The organism is Pelagibius sp. CAU 1746 (assembly GCF_039839785.1).
Lineage (GTDB): Bacteria > Pseudomonadota > Alphaproteobacteria > Kiloniellales > Kiloniellaceae > Pelagibius.
On sequence record NZ_JBDOQT010000001.1, the window covers coordinates 2,197,623 to 2,214,372 of the forward strand.

Sequence of the window (16,750 nt, forward strand, 5' to 3'; positions counted from 1 at the left end):
GGCAGGACGCGGCGTCAGGCATCCGACCCGTTACCGGGCTTGCCGTTCACCTTCGCCGCGGCCTGTTCGGCTTCGCGTTCGCGGATGTAGTCTTCGGTGGTGCGCATGCGCGGCCGCTCGCCTGCCTGGAAGGGGTTGTCGGCGCTTTCGAACTGCGTGGTGATGCGGCAGTCCTCGCACATCTTGATGCGCTCGATCTGTCCGGACTCCTGGAACATCGAATGCTTGCCCGCAAGCTGATCGGCGATGCGCTCGATGGATTTGCGCACGCCGAAAGGTTTGCCGCAGCGGATGCACTCGAAGGGCTCTTCCTCGTTCAGGGTGACCGCGCTCATGGCCTCCCCCGTGAAGTTGAGGCGCGGCTCCAGGGTGATGACCTGCTCCGGGCAGGTCACCTTGCAGAGGCCGCATTGCACGCAGGCGTCCTCCTGGAAGCCCAGCCAGGGCCGGGTCTCGTCGTCGAGCAGCGCCGAGGCGGGGCAGGCGGAGACACAGGCCAGGCAGAGCGTGCAGCCCTCGGTGTCGACCTTGACCCGGCCGAAGGGCGCGCCGGGCGCCAGCGCCAGCGCATCGACCGGCGCCGGCGCCTTCTCGTGCAGGTGGCGCAGGGCCAGGAAGGCGCGGCTGCGCTTGCCGCCGACCGGCAGGAAGCTGCCGGCCTCGATGGCCGTCTCCGGTGCGGTGAGGCCGTAGAGCGCGGCTTCCACCGCGTCGGGGTCCATGTCGTCGATGACGTGCAAGCGTCCGCCGCCGTAACCGAGGCCGCCGAGCACGCTTTCCGTCAGGCCGATCTGTCCGGCCAGGCCGCTCATCTCGCCGCGCTTCTTCGGATCTGCAAGGATCACCACCTGGTCCGCGCCGTAGGCGAAGGCTGCCGCCAGGAAGTCGATGCCGACCTGGGTCACTTCGTTCAGCGGGAAGGGCAACACGTGGGCCGGCAGGCCGCGGCCGAGCCGCGCCATGAGGCCGATCATCTCGCTGCCGTAGGCGCCGTCATGCAGCAGCAGGGTGGCGCGCTTGCCGCCCGCGGCGCGGTAGGCTGTGAGCAGTTCGCGCAGGCGCTGGAAGAGGCTGTCGCCGGCGGGAAGCTGGTAGGTGGCGGCACCCGTGGGGCAGACGGAGGAGCAGGAACCGCAGCCGGCGCAGACCAGAGGGTCGATGTCGACGGTGTCGCCGGCGGAGGTGATGGCGCCGGTCGGGCAGACGTCCAGGCAGCGGGTGCAGCCGGTCTTGCGGCTGCGCGAGTGGGCGCAGATCTCCGGCCGGTACTTCACGTAGCGCGGCTTGTCGTACTCGCCCACCATGTCGGCGATGTCGAAGAGCGCATGCTGCACCGCCGCGGGGTCGCCGGGGTCCGGGCGCAGGTAGCCGTCCCGTTTCTCCGCCGCTGGGAACAGCGGCGTGCCGCCGGTGAGGTCGAGGATCAGGTCGCATTCGGAAAAAGCGTTGTTCTTGGGCGCGTCGAACTCCAGCCTGCCGCGCCCGGACGGGATCGCCGGGGCGTAGTCGTTCACCGTAATGCCGAAGCTGCCGAGGTGGCCCTTGGCCTGCACGACGGACCCCTTGAAGATCGGCACGTCCATGACCTGCGGCGGAATGATCTCGCCGGGCTCGCTGAGCAGCACGGTCACGTCCAGACGGCCGGCGAGCTGCTTGGCGGCCTCGATGGCCTGCTCGTCATGGCCGTAGACCAGGCAAACGCCCTGGGAGGCGAGTGGGACCATGGGCGTCGGCTCGGCCTCGACCATGGCGGCGGCCAGCAGGGCGGCGATCTTCGGCGTCGCGGCCTTGGCCTCCACCGCCCAGCCCGCGGTCTCGCGGATGTTGACGAAGTCGACCTCGGCCTGCGGGTTGTTTTCGGCGGCGATCTCGCCGAACAGCGGCGCTTCCTGGGTGCAGGCGACCACCACGGGCTGCTGGCCCAGGATCGCGCGCTGGAAATTGCCGAGCTGGGCCCGGCAGAGTTGCGTGTTGATCTCGGCTTTGCCTTCCGCGCCGACGGCCTGGCAGGCGCGGGTCAGGGCTGCGTCGTCCAGCGGCATCGTGGAATCGCAGTTGCAGACGAGGACGCGCTTGCCGCGCATCTCCATGGATTTACTCTCCGTTGCCTCGAACACAGGGTTTTCCGGCTGGGCCCGCCCGATGGGCCCGTCCGGTCTCCGCCGCTTCGTTGTCGTTCTACGGCATACCAAGGGCAACGCGGCCGGCTGGACTGTTTTCCGCACCACTTGGCATGGCCCTTCGTCGGCATACTAGCGGGCCGGGGATGGTCAAGACGACCTTATTTTTCTTGCGGAGATTGCGCGGGAAACGCGGCGCCATGGACCTCCATGGAACCCTTGGATTACCATGGGGCATGGAAGAAAACGCCGCGACCAACCGCGCCGGGATGGGATCGCCTTTCGGCTTCGCCCCCGCCGAGGACGTGCCGATCCCCTATCGCCGGCGCATCCGCGACTACTACCAGGCACTGGGCTACGGCGCGCCTTATGAGTGGGCGCATCTGGCCGAGGTGGCCTTTCATCCTCTCAGCAAACCGCTCAGCCAATGCCGCGTCGCCCTCGTGGTGACGGCGGCGCCCTTCCAGCCGGACAAGGGCGACCAGGGGCCGGGGGCGCCCTACAACGCGGCAGCCAAGTTCTACAGCGTCTATTCCGGCGACACCGCGAAGGACCACGACCTGCGCAACGTCCATGTCGCCGTCGACCGCGATCACCACGCCCAGGGCGACCAGGGCTGCTACTTCCCCCTGGCGGCGCTGCGCCGCGCGGCAGCGAAGGGGCGTATCGGATCGCTGGCGCCGCGCTTTCACGGCCTGCCCACCAACCGCAGCCATCGCGTAACCCTCGGCACTGACTGCCCGGAAGTGGTGGCGCGATGCCGCGCCGACAAAGCGGACGCCGTGATCCTGGTGCCCAACTGCCCGGTCTGCCATCAGAGCGTCAGCCTCGCCGCCGACCAGTTGGAGGCGGCGGGCATCGCCACCGTGGTACTCGGCTGCGCCAAGGACATCGTCGAATACGTCGGCGTGCCGCGCTTCCTCTTCTCCGACTTCCCGCTGGGCAACGCCGCCGGGCGGCCGCACGACCCGAAGTCCCAGGACTTCACCCTGGAACTGGCCTTCAAGCTGCTGGAAGGCGCGCCGGCGGCGCGCACCACCCTGCAGTCGCCGCTGCGCTGGAGCGACAGCGCCGCCTGGAAGCAGGACTACATGAACCTCGACCGCCTGAGCCCAGAGGAGATCGCGCGCCGCCGCGCCGAGTTCGACCGGCAGAAGGCGGTGGCGAGGGATCTGCGCGGAGGGTGAGAAGGTCGGGAGTGTTCGCGGGTGACAGCTCCGGGTATTCGCGGTGCTGTGGCTGCCATCAACTGCAGGCGAAACTACTCGCGCACATCATTCGATTGTGCAGCATTGGACTTCTGCTATGCGCCAAGAGCGGTCAATCAGAAATCAAACTGGTTCATTTGGTGATTCCAGAGTTCTCAACTCCGAAAGCGTACAGACACCATTACCGCCATCTAGGTATCGGATCCCAACAATCACCTCACCATCTACCTCTTCAGCCTGAATGGCGATAACAGGCGTTTTTTCGTTCCTATCGGATATCTGCAAAGCCCAGAACGGCAACCCGATGTTGACAGGCTTGCTCCCAGACGGGACGACGAATACAGCTCGCCCGTCTTGAACATCCTTCTCAGTTGCGGCTCGGCCCGCGATATGTGGCAGACTTTGCCACTTGGTAACGTCAATTTTCCCCCACAGGTCCATCAAGTCACTCCCGGCTGTCCTGCCGAGACCAGCTTAGTCATGAATAAGCTAAATGTCCGCCTTGACTCACCAGCCGAACTTCAGCCGCCCGGCGCAAACCACAGCGTGTCCATGTGGTAGCGGCCGAAGTATGCACAGGGCTCGTAGATGTAGTCGGCCTTGGCCGGCAGGTTGCGCGAGCCGGATAGCCGACCCGAGGGGAGACCGCTCAACGGAGCGAGATCTCTCCAGCAGGACTACCCCGCCGGGAGACAGGCCATGCCGGAATGATCTGCGGCATTGACATCTCTCACCGCCATCCTTAGTTAGTGATTAATCACTAACTAAGGATGGCTATGCGCATTCGAAAAGCAGCAAAGGCCCGCAAGGCCGAGATCATCGATGCCGCCCTCCACCTTGCCGACGAACTCGGCCCCGAGCGGCTGACCACCGAGGCCGTCGCGAAGGCCGTGGGACTGACACAGCCGGGGGTTTTCCGGCATTTTCCCAGAAAACAGGATCTGTGGGAGGCGGTCGCCGCGCATGTCGGCGCGATGGTAGAGGCGCGCTGGGCGAAGGCGCGGAACCCCGCGGCGTCGCCGCTCGACCAAATCCGTGCGTTGATCGCCGCGCAGTTACGGCTGATCCAGTCGACGCCCGCGATCCCGGCCATCCTGTTCTCGCGAGAACTGCACACCAAGAACAAGGGGCTGCGCGCAGCCTTCTTCGGTCTCATGAGCCGTTTCCATGGGGTCATCGCCGAGCAGGCCGGGCGCGCGAAGGCAGAGGGTGAGCTGCGCGACGATCTGGACCCGGATGATCTGGCTTTCCTCCTCATCGGTCTGGTGCAGGGCCTCGCGGTGAGATGGTCGATCAGCGGACGCGGCTTCGATCTGTCGCGGGAGGGCGCACGGCTTCTCGAAGTCCAGTTGAGCGGACTCGCGAAAGAGAAGGCCGCAGGGCGCGGGGAGACCCGGCCATGAAGAGAGGCATCGTCCGCTCCCTCATGGCGCTGCTCGTGCTTGCGGCGCTGGGCCTGGCCGTCTTTCTGTTCGTCTACCTGCGTCCCCTGCAGGTCGAGGTGTCGCTTCCCGCCGAAAACGTTCCGGTAGAGGTCTTCGGCCTGGGCACGGTCGAAGCACGCATTCTGTCGAAAGTCGGGTTCGAGACCGGGGCAGCGCTCGCTGCGCTGAATGCCGATCACGGCGACCGGGTGAAAAAGGGTGATGTTCTGGCGCGCCTGCAGAGCACCGAGCAGGAAGCGCGCGTGGCCAAAGCCAGAGCCGGGATCGCGAATGCCGAAGCCGCGGTAAGGATGGCGGAGGCCGCCGTGGGCAAGGCCCGCGCGGTCCTGACCCAGAAGAAGCAGGCGAACAGACGCAAGCAGGCGCTCGTAGCCCGCCAGACCGTTTCCGTCGAGGTGGCCGAGGAAGCGCAGATGGAGGAAGACGTGGCCGCCGCCGAACTCGCGGTCGCGGTCAGTGATGTCGAGGTGACCAAGGCCGCCCTCGACGATGCGAAGGCCCAATACGAGCTTGAACGGGTGCTGCTCGACAAGCACGTACTGATCGCGCCTTATGACGCGGTGGTGGTGGAACGCCACAAAGAGCTCGGCGCGGTGCTGGCCGCGGGCGAAACGCTCTTTACCCTGGTCGCTGCGGAGACGGTATGGGTGCTCGCCTACGTCGACGAGGCGCGGGCGGGCGGGCTCCGCCTGGACCAGCCTGCCGAAGTGCGCCTGCGGTCGCTGCCCCGGCAGACCTTTAGAGGCCATGTCGCGCGCATCGCCATCGAAAGCGATCGTGTCAGCGAGGAGCGCCGCGTCTACATCGCCTGCGACCTCTGTCCGCAGAGCTTCCATCTCGGCGAGCAGGCCGAGGTCTTCATCAGGACCGCGACGCTGGACAATCCGCTGCTGGTGCCGGAAGCGGCCGTCGACGGCTTCGACGGACTGCAAGGATCCGTCTGGACGGTCGAGGACGGCGAACTGCGGCGGCGAAACGTGACCTTCGGCGAGAGAACGCTCGATTCCCGGCTGGAGATCGTCGACGGTCTGCCCGGGGCCGTTCCCGTCGTCCGCGTCCTGCGCCCCGGCTTGCGTGAAGGCCGGGCGGCGGCGGTGAAGCAGGGTGGGGCACCATGAACCTGGCTTACCGGGATATCCGGCACAACCTCGGCCGCTTCCTGCTGACCTGCTTCGGGCTCAGCCTCCTGCTGGGAGTGGTCCTGTCCATGATCGGTATCTACCGCGGCCTGGTCGAAGACGCCCTGACGTTGGTGCGCACCCCCGGGGTCGATGTCTGGGTGGTGGAGTCCGGCACACGCGGACCTTTCGCCGAGTCCTCCCGCATTCCCGGCGACACGCGCGAAGCGATCGCCCGCCTCCAGGGCGTCGCGGCGGCCGGCAGCGTAACCTACCAGTCGGTCGAGACGTCCTATGAAGGAAACAAGCTGCGGCTTTATGTGGTCGGCTACGAGCTTGGCCGCCCCGGCGGACCGGATCGCATCGCCGCGGGGCGCACCATCGCTCGGAGCCGTTACGAGATGGTGGCCGACAAGCGCACGCGGCTGGCGCTTGGCGACCGGGTTCCGCTGGGCCGCGACACCTTTACCGTCGTCGGCTTGACGGAGGGACAGGTCTCCTCCGGCGGCGATCCGGTCGTTTACCTCACGCTGAGGGATTCCCAGGAATTGCAGTTCGAGCTGGCTCCGCCCGCCGCGCGCCGCGCACTCGCCCGGGGCGCCGGGGCCGGCGATACGGATACCATCAACGCGGTCGTCGCCCGCGTCTCACCGAACGTGCCGGCGGACAGCGTGGCCGCCACGGCGCGCCGGTGGAAGCATCTGGCCGCCATGACGCAGGCTGGGCAGGAAAACATACTGACCAGTTCGGTCGTGGAGCGGGCGCGCAAGCAGATCGGCCTGTTCACGGCGATCCTTCTCGTGGTCTCCGCCGTCATCATTGCGTTGATCCTCTATACGATGACCATGGATAAGATCCGGGAGATCGCCACCCTGAAGCTGATCGGCGCGCCGGACCGGACAATCATCGGCCTGGTTCTGCAGCAGGCGCTGGCGATGGGTGTCATCGGCTTCGGCTTGGGGGCGCTCCTGATCGCAACCATCAAGGACTTCTTTCCGCGCCGTGTCGTGCTGCAGCCGGAGGACGGACTGGCGCTCGCCGCAGTGGTCATTCTGGTCTGCATCCTCTCAAGCGGTCTCGGCGTACGGTTTGCCCTCAAGGTCGATCCGGCGACGGCGCTGGGAGGTTGATCGTGAGTGCGAGGTCCCGAAAAGTACCTCTCGTCCAAGTGAGCGATATCTCGAAGCACTTCGGGGAAGGCGAAACCCGCGTCGATGCCCTGCGCGACGTGAGTCTGGAGGTCTATCCGGGGGAGGTGGTTGCGCTGCTCGGCCCCAGCGGGTCCGGCAAGACGACGCTGCTGAACGTCATTGGCTGTATCCTGGAACCGAACCGCGGCCGGATGGCGCTGGACGGCGAAACGGTCTACGACGGGCGTTGGCTGCGTTCCGACTTGCGCCGGCTGCGTTTGGAGAAGGTTGGCTTCATCTTTCAGTTCCACAACCTCCTGCCCTTTCTCAACAGTGCCGACAACGTGGCGGTGGTGCTCAATCTGGCGGGGTTCGACGCGGTCGAGGCCAGGAAGCGCGCAACCGAACTTCTTGACTATCTGGACGTCGGGCACCGCAAGGAGGCAATGCCCTCCAAGCTGTCCGGAGGCGAGGCCCAGAGAGTCGCGATCGCCCGGGCGCTCGCCAACCGGCCCCGGATCATACTGGCCGACGAGCCTACCGCGGCGCTGGATTCGCAGCGTGCGGGGATCGTCATGGACCTGTTGCGGAAAGTGGCGGCCGAACAGGACGCCGCGATCCTGGCCGTCACGCATGACGAAAAGATATTCGATCGCTTCGACCGCCTGTTCCATCTGAGAGACGGCCGGCTGGAAACCGCGATGGAGTACGACGCCGGGCGGTCGAGCCAAGTTGACGCCTGACGCGTGGCGACGTTTCTTGGGCGGTTTACCGCCGGCCTCGTTCATCTCCGCGCAGCGGAAGCCGCGGTTTCCGGTTTCCGATGTGCTTTCTTACTTCGGGAAGGGGGCGCCCCACACGCTCTGGACCGGCGGGGATGCTTCCGCGCCGGGGCCGGCCGAGAGCTTGGCACCGCATTTCGGGCAGTTGCTGACGTGCCCAGCCGGCTTGGGGTACTCAGCTGCGCACTCCGGACAGGTCTGCTTCGCGTTGCTGCGTGAGGTGATCATTTCTTCGGTTCCTTAGATGGCCGAAAGGCTCCGCGAGAGGCGGCTCCGGGAACGCTTCACCGCGCCGCGAGATCTTCTATGACCCGCACGACGGATCGCGGATGCCCCGTCGAATCGACCTCCGCTTCGCCCCTCTGGGCGAGTGTGTGGTAGGTGGCGAGCGGCAGCATCACAGCTATCTGCGTGACCTTGCCCTGTGGCGGCGCGTACCATGCGGCCCCCGCGACCATGGCCGCCATGAGGATCATTACCGAAAGGGGGCGTGACATTCGCATTCGTGAATTCTCTCCAATCAATCGTGGGCTCCATTGCAGTCGCGCCGCAACGCCTGGTCCAGCTCCTCCGGATCGACGGTCATCGCCCGCGTCAGGTGAGGAAGCCCGGATTCCGCCTGCAGGCGGAGCACCGTCGAGATGCGGCGGTAGGCGGCATAGGACAGGCCGCCAATAAGTTCTTCTTCGGTTTCCACAAGGTAGTCGCCGGCAGGCAGCACCTCATCGAGCCCTGCAAGAACGAAAGGCCGTTGGAAGGTAACCGTCTTCTCGATGATGCGGGTGGTCATCGATTGTGCGTCACATGCGCCGGCGAGGGTGGCGGAGGGGGCAGCCCCCTCCGGTCCGCTGCCTAGGACTTGGGCGTCGGCGCGGCTTCCGTGGGCTTCTGCGTGGGCTGAGCCGCCGGGTTCTCGGCGGGAGTGGCTTCCTTGGGATTCTCGGTACTGCCGGTTTTGCCCGCTGCGTCCTGATCGGAGGAGAATTTCTTAAACGACATGTGAAGCGCCTTTCGTGATGCCGGCAGTGATTTGCCGTTAGGTATTATGTGGATATAACGAGACGTAATTTCAATGAGTAGGCAAAATATTATTATAACAAGTATAGTGATAATCTGTTTTTAGCTAATGTAATATTGAATAATTTCTTGGATTTTCCTCAATTACCAGCGTGTGTATTTTTAGTAACATTGCGCGGTAGGCGCCGGTCTATGCTCCGGCCCTGGCAGAGTAAGCTGTGGTGGTCTCCTGCCTGCCGTGTCTGGAAGGTCGCGAAGCGAATCTCTTCTGGGCGCTGCTTGACGGCGGGCATTTGTAACTGTGACGAGGCGTCGAGCCGGAGGGACAGTCGCGGGCCCTTGGCTGCGCCCGGGAGGGGAACGATGCAACTGCTATAGGGTTAGGCGGCTCACTTATCGGTGGCGCCGGCGGGCCGCAAGGCGGCTCTCGTCTCCAAATCTGCCGGCCATGGGTGCGCCGGGGGCTGCGCTCAAGTGGAAGTGTCGAAGCAAGGCAGCCTGTTCGTTGAGGTAGCGATGCGCGTTCCGACGTCGATCATTCTGGAAGGCCTGCTGCGTGACGCCCCGAGCGACGTGACGCTGGAGTGGATCGTCGCGAATTTGAAGGAGCGTTCCTTTGGCATCGTGATGTTGTTGATCGCTCTTGTGGGTCTGGTGCCGGGACTTTCGCCCGTCGTCGGCATCCTGCTTGCAATTCCGGCCGTTCAGATGATCCTGGGACGCAACGAACCCCTTCTTCCCCGCCGGCTTGCCGCGCGCCGCATCTCGCAGATCCGGCTCCGGCGCATCCTTAGGCGCCTGATTCCTGTGGTTAAGCGCTTGGAGCGGATCATTCGACCGCGATGGGCCATGCCGTTCGAGACGACCAAGCGGGCTGTCGGATTCGTCATCCTTCTGCTGGGCGCGACTCTTCTTGTCCCGGTTCCCCTGAGCAACATCGTTCCCACCCTCGCAATCATGCTGCTCGCTTTTGCGTTCCTGGAGGAAGACGGTCTCCTGCTGTGCGTCGCCCTGACCGCCGCGGCGGTCTCGTTTGCGGTCACCGCCGCCGCGATCTGGGGAACCATAGAGGCCAGTAGACTCTGACGACCGGAATCTGCCCGCCGAAGGCGCCGTCACTTGTGCCCGTTTGCCCGGCTATTCCCCGGCGAACCACAGAGTGTCCATGCGGTAGCGGCCGAAGTAGGCGCCGGGCTCGTAGAGGTAGTCGGCCTTGTCCGGCAGGTTGCGCAAGCGCGGGTCGGCGGCGACCGGCTGCTGCACGGAGCCCAGCAGGCCGATGGTGAAGACCTGGTCGGCGTGGATCTCCAGCATCTGCTGCCAGATACTGGCGCGCGTGGCCTGGTCGGTGGCGAGACGCCAGTCCTCGAAGAGCGCCAGCAGCCGGCGTGCCGCCGGCAGCCCCGGGGCTTCCCCGGCGCTGCCGCCGGACTCGTAGTGCAGTCCCCAGAGCGGCCAGTTGTTCTGCTTCTCGCTGGTGGGTGCCAGTTCCTCCGGCGACATGGCCGGTCTCGCCAGGCCGTTGGCCAGGCCGTAGAAGACGCTCATCAGCGTGGCGCCGCTGCCGATGCGCTGGCGCGCGGCCTGGCGCGGCTGGCTGCGCACCAGGACGGCGATGCCGATCTTGGCCCACTGGGCCTTGATCAGCTCCAGGGCGTCGGTCTCGGCCGGGTCGACCTCGGCGGTCTCGATCACCAGCTCGGCGCGCCGGCCGTCGGGCAGATGGCGGATGCCGTCGGGGTCCTTCCAGATCATGCCCAGGGAGTCGAGCAGTTCGTTGGCCCGCTCCGGGTCGTAAGCCGCCCAGGCCCTGCGGCCGTCTTCCTTGTAGAGCGGCGAGCCCGGCAGCAGGGTGTTGGCGCCGGGCAGGGCGGTGCCCTGGTAGAGCACTTGGTTCAGCTCCTTGCGGTCGATGCCCAGCGACAGCGCCCGGCGGAAGCGGGCTTCGCGCAGCACGTCGCGCCAGCCGGGCGACGCGGCGTTGAGGTTGGGATAGAGCGCCAGCTGCGAGCCGCGCCCGATGGGCCAGAGGTGGAGCCTCAGCCGGCCCTCCTTCTCCGCCTGCTTCAACACCGCGCCGTCCTGGAAGGTCAGACCGCGGGCCTGCAGGCCGACCTCGCCGGCGGCGGTCTTGGCGGGAATGAGGCGCGGTTCCGTGCGGTCCAGGATCACCTCGTCGATGTAGGGCAGTTGGCGGCCCTCGCCGTCGACCCGGTGGAAATAGGGATTGCGCCTGGCGACGAAACGCTCGGCCGGCGGCATCGAGGTGTTGACCCAGGGCTGCAGCGTGGGAAGCTCCGGGTTGTCGAAGAAGAACATCCGGTCCTTGCGGCGGAACAGTTCGGCCCAGGACGCGAGGCCGATGGCTGCGGCCTGGCGGTTCAGCTCTTCCGCCGGCGCGTGCCGGGCGTGGAACCGCTTCAGGTAGTGGGCCGGCCGGTAGATGAACAGCGGCGAGGCGGCGGCCAGGGTCGGCAGGAAGCGCGGATTGGGCGCCGGCCAGGAAAACCTTACCTGCGTGGCGTCGACGACCTCCACCTTGGGCGGCTGACCGCCGGCCAGCAGTTCCGGCGGCAGACCGCGCGGCGAGACCTCGGCGTTGCTGGCCACGTCCTCCCACCAGAAGCGGATGTCCTCCGTCGTGAAGGGTGTGCCGTCGGACCAGCGATGACCCTCGCGCAGGGTGAGGGTAAAGACCTTCTCGTCCTGCACCTGGACGTCGTGCAGGATGTCCGGCACCAGCTCCAACTCCTCGTTCCAGACCACCAGGCGGGCGTAGCCGAAGAGCGCCAGGTCGCGGGCGTCGCGTCCGCCGCGCGCCAGCATGACGAGGCTGCCGCCGTAGCGCCCGCTCCGCCAATCCTCGCGCTCCGGCAGGTCGCGGCGCGGCGCGGCGGGCAGGCGTTCGGCCAGCGGCGGCAGGTCGCCGGCGGCCAGGCCAAAGCGCAGGGCCGGCGGCTCGGGAGCCGGCGCGGGGGCAGGGGTCTGCTGGGCGGCGGCGGGCAGCGCAAGCGCGCCGCCGAGGCCGAGAACGAAGACAAGGGTCTGGAATCGCATGGCCTTCTTATAGCTTTTCGCCGCTCCGGGACCAAATGAAGTCTCCGGCCCCACGGGTTGCCCGGGAAGGGGCCGCACCCTTGCGGGCGCCGGTTCCGGGCTTCATATTTCCCTCATGAGCAAGCAAGACGACGATAGGCCGGCCCCGCGCCGGCTCCGCAAGGGCCAGGCCAAGGCCGGCGAGGCCGCCCTGGCCGAATTCGAGCTGCGTCCCGACCCCGACGATCCGCGCCTCACCGAGCGCGTCGAGGGCGTCGATCAGGACGGCAAGGCGGTGGAGACCGCCGTGGTGGTGGAGCGTCCGCTGACCCTGTTCCTCAACGGGCAGGAGATCGTCACCATGATGACCATCGGCGACTATCCCGACTATCTCGCCGTCGGCTACCTGCTCAATCAGAACATGCTGCGCCCCGACGACGTGATCGAGGGCATCGACTACGACGAGGAACTGGAGGTCGTGGTCGTGCGCACCGAGCGCGAGACCGACTACGAGGAAAAGCTGAAGAAGAAGGTGCGCACCTCCGGCTGCGCGCAGGGCACGGTCTTCGGCGATCTCATGGAGAAGTTCGAGACGGTGAAGCTGCCGCGGGACGCGGTGCTCAAGACGTCCTGGCTGGCCAGCCTCTCGAAGAAGATCAACGCCGCGCCCAGCCTCTACCTGGAGGCCGGGGCGATCCACGGCTGCGTGCTGTGCCAGGGCGACCGCCCGCTGCTCTACATGGAGGACGTCGGCCGCCATAACGCCGTCGACAAGATCGCCGGCTACATGCTGCTGCACAACGTCAGTCCCGAGGACAAGATCTTCTACACCACCGGCCGCCTGACCTCGGAGATGGTGATCAAGACCGTGCAGATGGGCATCCCCATCCTGGTCTCGCGCTCCGGCTTCACCGCCTGGGGCGTCGACCTGGCCAGGCAGGCGGGCCTCACTCTGGTGGGCCGCGCCAAGGGTAAGCGCTTCGTCGCCCTCGCTGGGATCGAACGCCTGGTCTTCGACCACGACCCGGAGTCTCTGGAAGACGAAGACCCGCGCCACCAGCGCAAGTCCGGCCGCGCCGATGACGCGGCGTGAGTCGGTTCAGCGATGACAGATAAGCGTAACGTCGCCGGCGTGCTGCTGGCGGGCGGATTGTCGCGGCGCATGGGCGGCGGCGACAAATGCCTGCGCGACCTGGGCGGCCGGCCGATCCTGGCGCGCATCATCGAGCGCGCGGCCCCGCAGGTGGGCGAACTGGTGCTGAACGCCAACGGCGACCCGGCGCGCTTCGCGGACTTCGGCCTGCCGGTCGCCGCCGACGTGGTGGAGGGCTACGCCGGGCCGTTGGCCGGGGTGCTGACCGGCCTCGACTGGGCGGCGGAAAACGCGCCCGGCGCGGAATGGCTGGCGAGCTTCGCCTGTGACGCGCCCTTCTTCCCGGAAAATATGGTGGAGAAGATGCTGGCGGCCATCGGTGCGGAAGGCGCGGACCTGGCCTGCGCCGTCACCCACGGCCGCAGCCACCCGGTCTTCGGCCTCTGGCCCCTCAGCCTGCGCGAGGACCTGCGCAGAGCGATGGTCGAGGAGGAAATTCGCAAGGTCGACCTCTGGACCGCGCGCTACAGGCTGGTCGAGATAGGTTTCCCGGACATGGAGACCTCCGCCGGCCCCCTCGACCCCTTCTTCAACACCAACCGTCCGGAAGACCTGGACGAGGCGGCAAGGCACCTGGGGTAGGGGGCCTGTGTGGCGTCTCACATAAAGACGCAGAATCTCACATAAGTCCGTTGAGTGACGCCAGCCAGACAACCAAGGCATCGTGATTTTGCCGCCAGAAATTCGCAGCGCCTATGTATACAGAGAGAAACCAGCAGGAAGCTCTGCTTCATCAATATTTGCTACAACCGCGACGCTGTACCGCGCACGCGTGAGGGCAACATAGAGCTTCGCACGCGTCTGCGGCTTGAGTTTCTGATCGGGATTTAACAGCCATCGGAGCATATCTTGAGTTGGAAGTATGATTCCCCGGTCAAATCCAAGGCCTTTTGATTCTCCGAAATTCATGGCCGGAAATCGTCGATCGATCCCCTTAGCGGTGACGTTGTCGCGCAACTGAATTGGTCGGAAGGCCTCCATGTAGCGGCCATAGTCTATCGGCCTGACTATGAAGACGCCTGACCCATCTACCTCGATGTCGCGACATGCATCACACGTGCAGGCAGTGCTCGGTCTCAAGTCTGGGTATAGCTTGGAGGCAAGGCTGCATATCTCGCCGCAGTTACGATGCGAGACGTTCAAACTGACATCGTCTATTTCAACGGCAACCTTTTTTGGTAGCTCTTTTCTCAGGAACTGGACCAGCTTTCCATCCGCGTACTTCTTGTGTTTGGACTCATTGTGAGTCAGGTACGTCACTTGCCGTGGATCACCGACAAGTAGTATTCGAGAGGCGCTTCTGAAAAGCAGTACGAGGATGTCGAGATCGTAGCCAGCAAGGTCTTGCACCTCATCGACAAAAATGTGTCCAAAGATTCTACTGATGCGATCTATCACATCTCCGCCCGAGGCCTTGTTACAGCGCACGACCAGCTTGGCCAACTTGTCAGAATAAATCTGGTGGTGGCTATCAAAAAAGTGATCCTCGAACTCATCCTCACGCCAACGCACCGGTTTGCCCATACTATTATAGTAGCGCACAGCAGACGGGCCCGAGACGAGTAACATTCCTCTTACAGGAAACTCAAAAAGTCCACCTTGAAAAGGTTTTACGCCATGATTGATGAGGAATGTGAACCACGTCATCACCACGATGTTTGGGGGGATGTGACCATTGATCTCAAGTATCTTCTGTTTGATTTCCGCTTCGTTTGACTGAGTGTATGTTGTGATCAGGACATTGTCGTCCTTCACCTTGAGTGCCTCGCGAACCAGATAAGTAGTCTTTCCCGAACCTGCGGCTGCGATGACAACTTTGTTCGACGCCGTCATATGGCAATGGCTTTTGTAATGTAGGTCGGATACTTGATCTTCGTTTCGGCGCCGAAGATCGCCAATGCGCATTCAGTCTTGTTGTTGCGCATGTAAGTGTGCAGGTCGTCATCCGACTTCGTGCCTGATTTAAATATACCGTCCAATGTTTCGCGACCATTCTCCTTTAAAAGCTTTGGTTCCAGCGTGTTGTAGTTAAAAGGTTTTTCTCGGACCTGCAGGTTGCCTTTGTCGATCGTCTCGTCGTAGCAGATGGTGATATAGGAAGTATCTCTGTAGTCGGCATACTTCTTGTCTAATGCCTCGATATCACCATCGTTGTCCGTCACGACCGCAACAGGCACCTCGAGCTGTTTTGCGAGTTCTAGAAAACGGAGAAACGAAGTGCCGACCGATATGACATCAATTCCATCCTCAATCGGCAGTCGGCCGTTGTGCGCGTCCTTGTATGCACGTTGGACAATCAACTCATCAGAATCACCTTCAACCAAGATCGCTTTGGTCGCGAGAACGAGCCGCAATGTGTCGTATCCAGCAAGTTTCTTGAAGAAGTCATTTGATCTTAGCTCGACGACACGAGCAATTTTGGATTGCCGCAGCAGCAATAGGTTTTGAAGTCCCAACTTGTTGGCGACAAAGCTGCTGTGCGTCGAGATGATCACCTGTTTGTCGTTATTGTCATCAGTCAAGTCGCGGATCAACTGGTTGAGACGGGAATGTGAAAGGTGATTCTCTGGCTCCTCGATCAGGAGGACCGTTGCTTCAGCACTTTTCTTCGTACTTAACGCCAGTTTTGTCTTGATGATGCATTGCTCGCCCTTGCCAATGAAGTGGAATGGAATGCTGTCGATATATGTCATCAAGCTGTTTTCCCAGGCGTTCTGAGAGGACAAATCGACTGAGATGCTCACGGCTTTGTCGCTGATTTTTGCAGCGCTCGTGATTTTTTCGTTGATGGCAATGAGATTCTTATCGGCCATAAAAGCTTCGCGCAGCTGCCTGTGTGCTTGGGATATCGATGCTCGCTCGTTTTCTTCTAGGCTTTCCCTGATAATGCGAGAGATATAAATGTCCGACCCACTCTGGAGGCGAGAGCTCGCCGAGTCGATCAATGCAGATTTTACTGGGATGTTGCGCGGGGTGATCCCCTGTCGCGCAAAGGAGACCATCTTCACAGTATAATATTCTATTGGAATTGAGCGGAGTTGGCCGGCCTTCACCAGTTCAGCGTAAGGGCCGGCGTGGTTATGCTCGTCGAACTGAATCTGATAGGCAACGCCACTGGCTTTTGTGCGATCCGAATTGCCATCTCCCTGGAGAAGGGCGAGTTCCTTGCTTTCGCCGGAAAAGTAGACCTCGATCAGTATCTCTGGGGGAGGCAGAGGACTTGGTGTATCGAGGCTCGCGACATATGCTCGCTCGACGGAACGGTTGAAAATATAGCTGGAGAGGTCGTTTCGAATGTACCGACCGTTCAGTATGCCGGTCAGCGCCAAATGAATTGCCTCTAGTATTGTTGATTTTCCAGACTCGTTGTTGCCGACAAAAATATTTATTCCGTCATTCAAAGAGACTTCAAATGTATCGGAATAGCATTTGAAGTTCTTGATTTTTACTTTTCTAATCTTCATTGTTGCTGTCCAGAACTCGCCTAAAAGTCGCCGTGGGTCAAAGGATTTCACCAAATATGATACAGTGAAGGGCGCTGAAGCGGAACATGGGGCAACAGAACTCGCCGGCTGCCACTGCCAGGCGAAAGTTGCTTATGTGAGACTGAAGGGGCGCAAAGCTCGCATATGTGAGACAGCGGTACCGTTTTATGTGAGACGATCTCTGACTAAGTTCCTGAAATTACGCTGAACTCGATGTCTCCTATATGTGAGACGCCACATCTGTGACGGGCGGAGG

The 16,750-nt window shown here is 63.3% G+C and carries 17 protein-coding genes; 8 read left to right on the plus strand and 9 right to left on the minus strand.

Annotated elements, in window-relative coordinates; all coding sequences use genetic code 11:
- Nucleotides 1-14: 14 nt before the first annotated feature.
- The gene (locus tag AAFN88_RS10385) at nucleotides 15-2,117 is read right to left on the minus strand and encodes a 4Fe-4S dicluster domain-containing protein (RefSeq protein ID WP_347520228.1); all 2,103 of its coding nucleotides are present in this window, start codon (nucleotides 2,115-2,117) and stop codon (nucleotides 15-17) included.
- Between the two features lie 239 nt (nucleotides 2,118-2,356).
- On the opposite strand from AAFN88_RS10385, the gene AAFN88_RS10390 reads away from it, so the two are divergent.
- Nucleotides 2,357-3,307 (plus strand): hypothetical protein, encoded by a 951-nt coding sequence (locus AAFN88_RS10390; protein WP_347520229.1) that lies wholly within the window; start codon nucleotides 2,357-2,359, stop codon nucleotides 3,305-3,307.
- A gap of 144 nt (nucleotides 3,308-3,451) precedes the next feature.
- On the opposite strand, the gene AAFN88_RS10395 is transcribed toward AAFN88_RS10390, so the two are convergent.
- Both AAFN88_RS10395 and AAFN88_RS10400 read right to left on the minus strand, forming a co-directional pair.
- Nucleotides 3,452-3,769 carry a hypothetical protein gene (locus AAFN88_RS10395; protein ID WP_347520230.1) on the minus strand — a complete coding sequence of 106 codons (318 nt, stop codon included), beginning with the start codon at nucleotides 3,767-3,769 and terminating at the stop codon, nucleotides 3,452-3,454.
- Nucleotides 3,770-3,849: 80 nt separating this feature from the next.
- On the minus strand, nucleotides 3,850-3,981 hold the full coding sequence (locus AAFN88_RS10400; protein ID WP_347520231.1) for a hypothetical protein: 132 nt from the start codon (nucleotides 3,979-3,981) through the stop codon (nucleotides 3,850-3,852).
- 123 nt (nucleotides 3,982-4,104) lie between these two features.
- Between AAFN88_RS10400 and AAFN88_RS10405 the strand changes: the two genes are divergently transcribed.
- Genes AAFN88_RS10405 through AAFN88_RS10420 form a run of 4 tightly spaced genes read left to right on the plus strand, consistent with a single transcriptional unit; the run spans nucleotide 4,105 to nucleotide 7,764 of the window.
- A complete protein-coding gene (locus AAFN88_RS10405; RefSeq protein ID WP_347520232.1) occupies nucleotides 4,105-4,731 on the plus strand; it encodes a TetR/AcrR family transcriptional regulator in 627 nt (208 codons plus the stop codon).
- On the plus strand, nucleotides 4,728-5,891 hold the full coding sequence (locus AAFN88_RS10410) for an efflux RND transporter periplasmic adaptor subunit (protein WP_347520233.1): 1,164 nt from the start codon (nucleotides 4,728-4,730) through the stop codon (nucleotides 5,889-5,891). Before AAFN88_RS10405 ends, AAFN88_RS10410 begins: the two co-directional genes overlap by 4 nt.
- Entirely contained in the window at nucleotides 5,888-7,021 is a 1,134-nt protein-coding gene (locus AAFN88_RS10415; protein ID WP_347520234.1) for an ABC transporter permease, read from the plus strand. The genes AAFN88_RS10410 and AAFN88_RS10415 overlap by 4 nt, the downstream gene beginning before the upstream one ends.
- A gap of 38 nt (nucleotides 7,022-7,059) precedes the next feature.
- Nucleotides 7,060-7,764: an ABC transporter ATP-binding protein gene (locus tag AAFN88_RS10420; RefSeq protein ID WP_347520235.1), complete on the plus strand. Its 705-nt coding sequence runs from the start codon at nucleotides 7,060-7,062 to the stop codon at nucleotides 7,762-7,764.
- A 323-nt stretch (nucleotides 7,765-8,087) separates the two neighbouring features.
- Here the strand turns inward: AAFN88_RS10420 and AAFN88_RS10425 are convergent, their stop codons facing one another.
- From AAFN88_RS10425 to AAFN88_RS10435, 3 genes are all read right to left on the minus strand, one after another.
- Nucleotides 8,088-8,300 carry a hypothetical protein gene (locus AAFN88_RS10425; RefSeq protein WP_347520236.1) on the minus strand — a complete coding sequence of 71 codons (213 nt, stop codon included), beginning with the start codon at nucleotides 8,298-8,300 and terminating at the stop codon, nucleotides 8,088-8,090.
- A gap of 23 nt (nucleotides 8,301-8,323) precedes the next feature.
- The gene (locus AAFN88_RS10430; RefSeq protein ID WP_347520237.1) at nucleotides 8,324-8,593 is read right to left on the minus strand and encodes a hypothetical protein; all 270 of its coding nucleotides are present in this window, start codon (nucleotides 8,591-8,593) and stop codon (nucleotides 8,324-8,326) included.
- 62 nt (nucleotides 8,594-8,655) lie between these two features.
- Nucleotides 8,656-8,802: a hypothetical protein gene (locus AAFN88_RS10435; RefSeq protein ID WP_347520238.1), complete on the minus strand. Its 147-nt coding sequence runs from the start codon at nucleotides 8,800-8,802 to the stop codon at nucleotides 8,656-8,658.
- A gap of 492 nt (nucleotides 8,803-9,294) precedes the next feature.
- On the opposite strand from AAFN88_RS10435, the gene AAFN88_RS10440 reads away from it, so the two are divergent.
- On the plus strand, nucleotides 9,295-9,906 hold the full coding sequence (locus tag AAFN88_RS10440) for an exopolysaccharide biosynthesis protein (protein ID WP_347520239.1): 612 nt from the start codon (nucleotides 9,295-9,297) through the stop codon (nucleotides 9,904-9,906).
- Nucleotides 9,907-9,957: 51 nt separating this feature from the next.
- Here AAFN88_RS10440 and AAFN88_RS10445 read toward each other — a convergent pair whose 3' ends face one another.
- Nucleotides 9,958-11,877, minus strand: a complete 1,920-nt coding sequence (locus AAFN88_RS10445) for an ABC transporter substrate-binding protein (protein ID WP_347520240.1) — start codon at nucleotides 11,875-11,877, stop codon at nucleotides 9,958-9,960.
- Between the two features lie 115 nt (nucleotides 11,878-11,992).
- Between AAFN88_RS10445 and fdhD the strand changes: the two genes are divergently transcribed.
- Nucleotides 11,993-12,949 (plus strand): formate dehydrogenase accessory sulfurtransferase FdhD, encoded by a 957-nt coding sequence (gene fdhD / locus AAFN88_RS10450; RefSeq protein WP_347520241.1) that lies wholly within the window; start codon nucleotides 11,993-11,995, stop codon nucleotides 12,947-12,949.
- 12 nt (nucleotides 12,950-12,961) lie between these two features.
- A complete protein-coding gene (gene mobA / locus AAFN88_RS10455; RefSeq protein ID WP_347520242.1) occupies nucleotides 12,962-13,591 on the plus strand; it encodes a molybdenum cofactor guanylyltransferase MobA in 630 nt (209 codons plus the stop codon).
- A gap of 111 nt (nucleotides 13,592-13,702) precedes the next feature.
- On the opposite strand, the gene AAFN88_RS10460 is transcribed toward mobA, so the two are convergent.
- Together AAFN88_RS10460 and AAFN88_RS10465 are read right to left on the minus strand one after the other, a co-directional pair.
- Complete coding sequence (locus AAFN88_RS10460) at nucleotides 13,703-14,842, minus strand: UvrD-helicase domain-containing protein (RefSeq protein WP_347520244.1); 1,140 nt, start codon at nucleotides 14,840-14,842, stop codon at nucleotides 13,703-13,705.
- Nucleotides 14,839-16,473, minus strand: coding sequence for an AAA family ATPase (locus AAFN88_RS10465; RefSeq protein WP_347520245.1), 1,635 nt, complete (start codon nucleotides 16,471-16,473; stop codon nucleotides 14,839-14,841). Before AAFN88_RS10465 ends, AAFN88_RS10460 begins: the two co-directional genes overlap by 4 nt.
- Nucleotides 16,474-16,750: the final 277 nt, after the last annotated feature.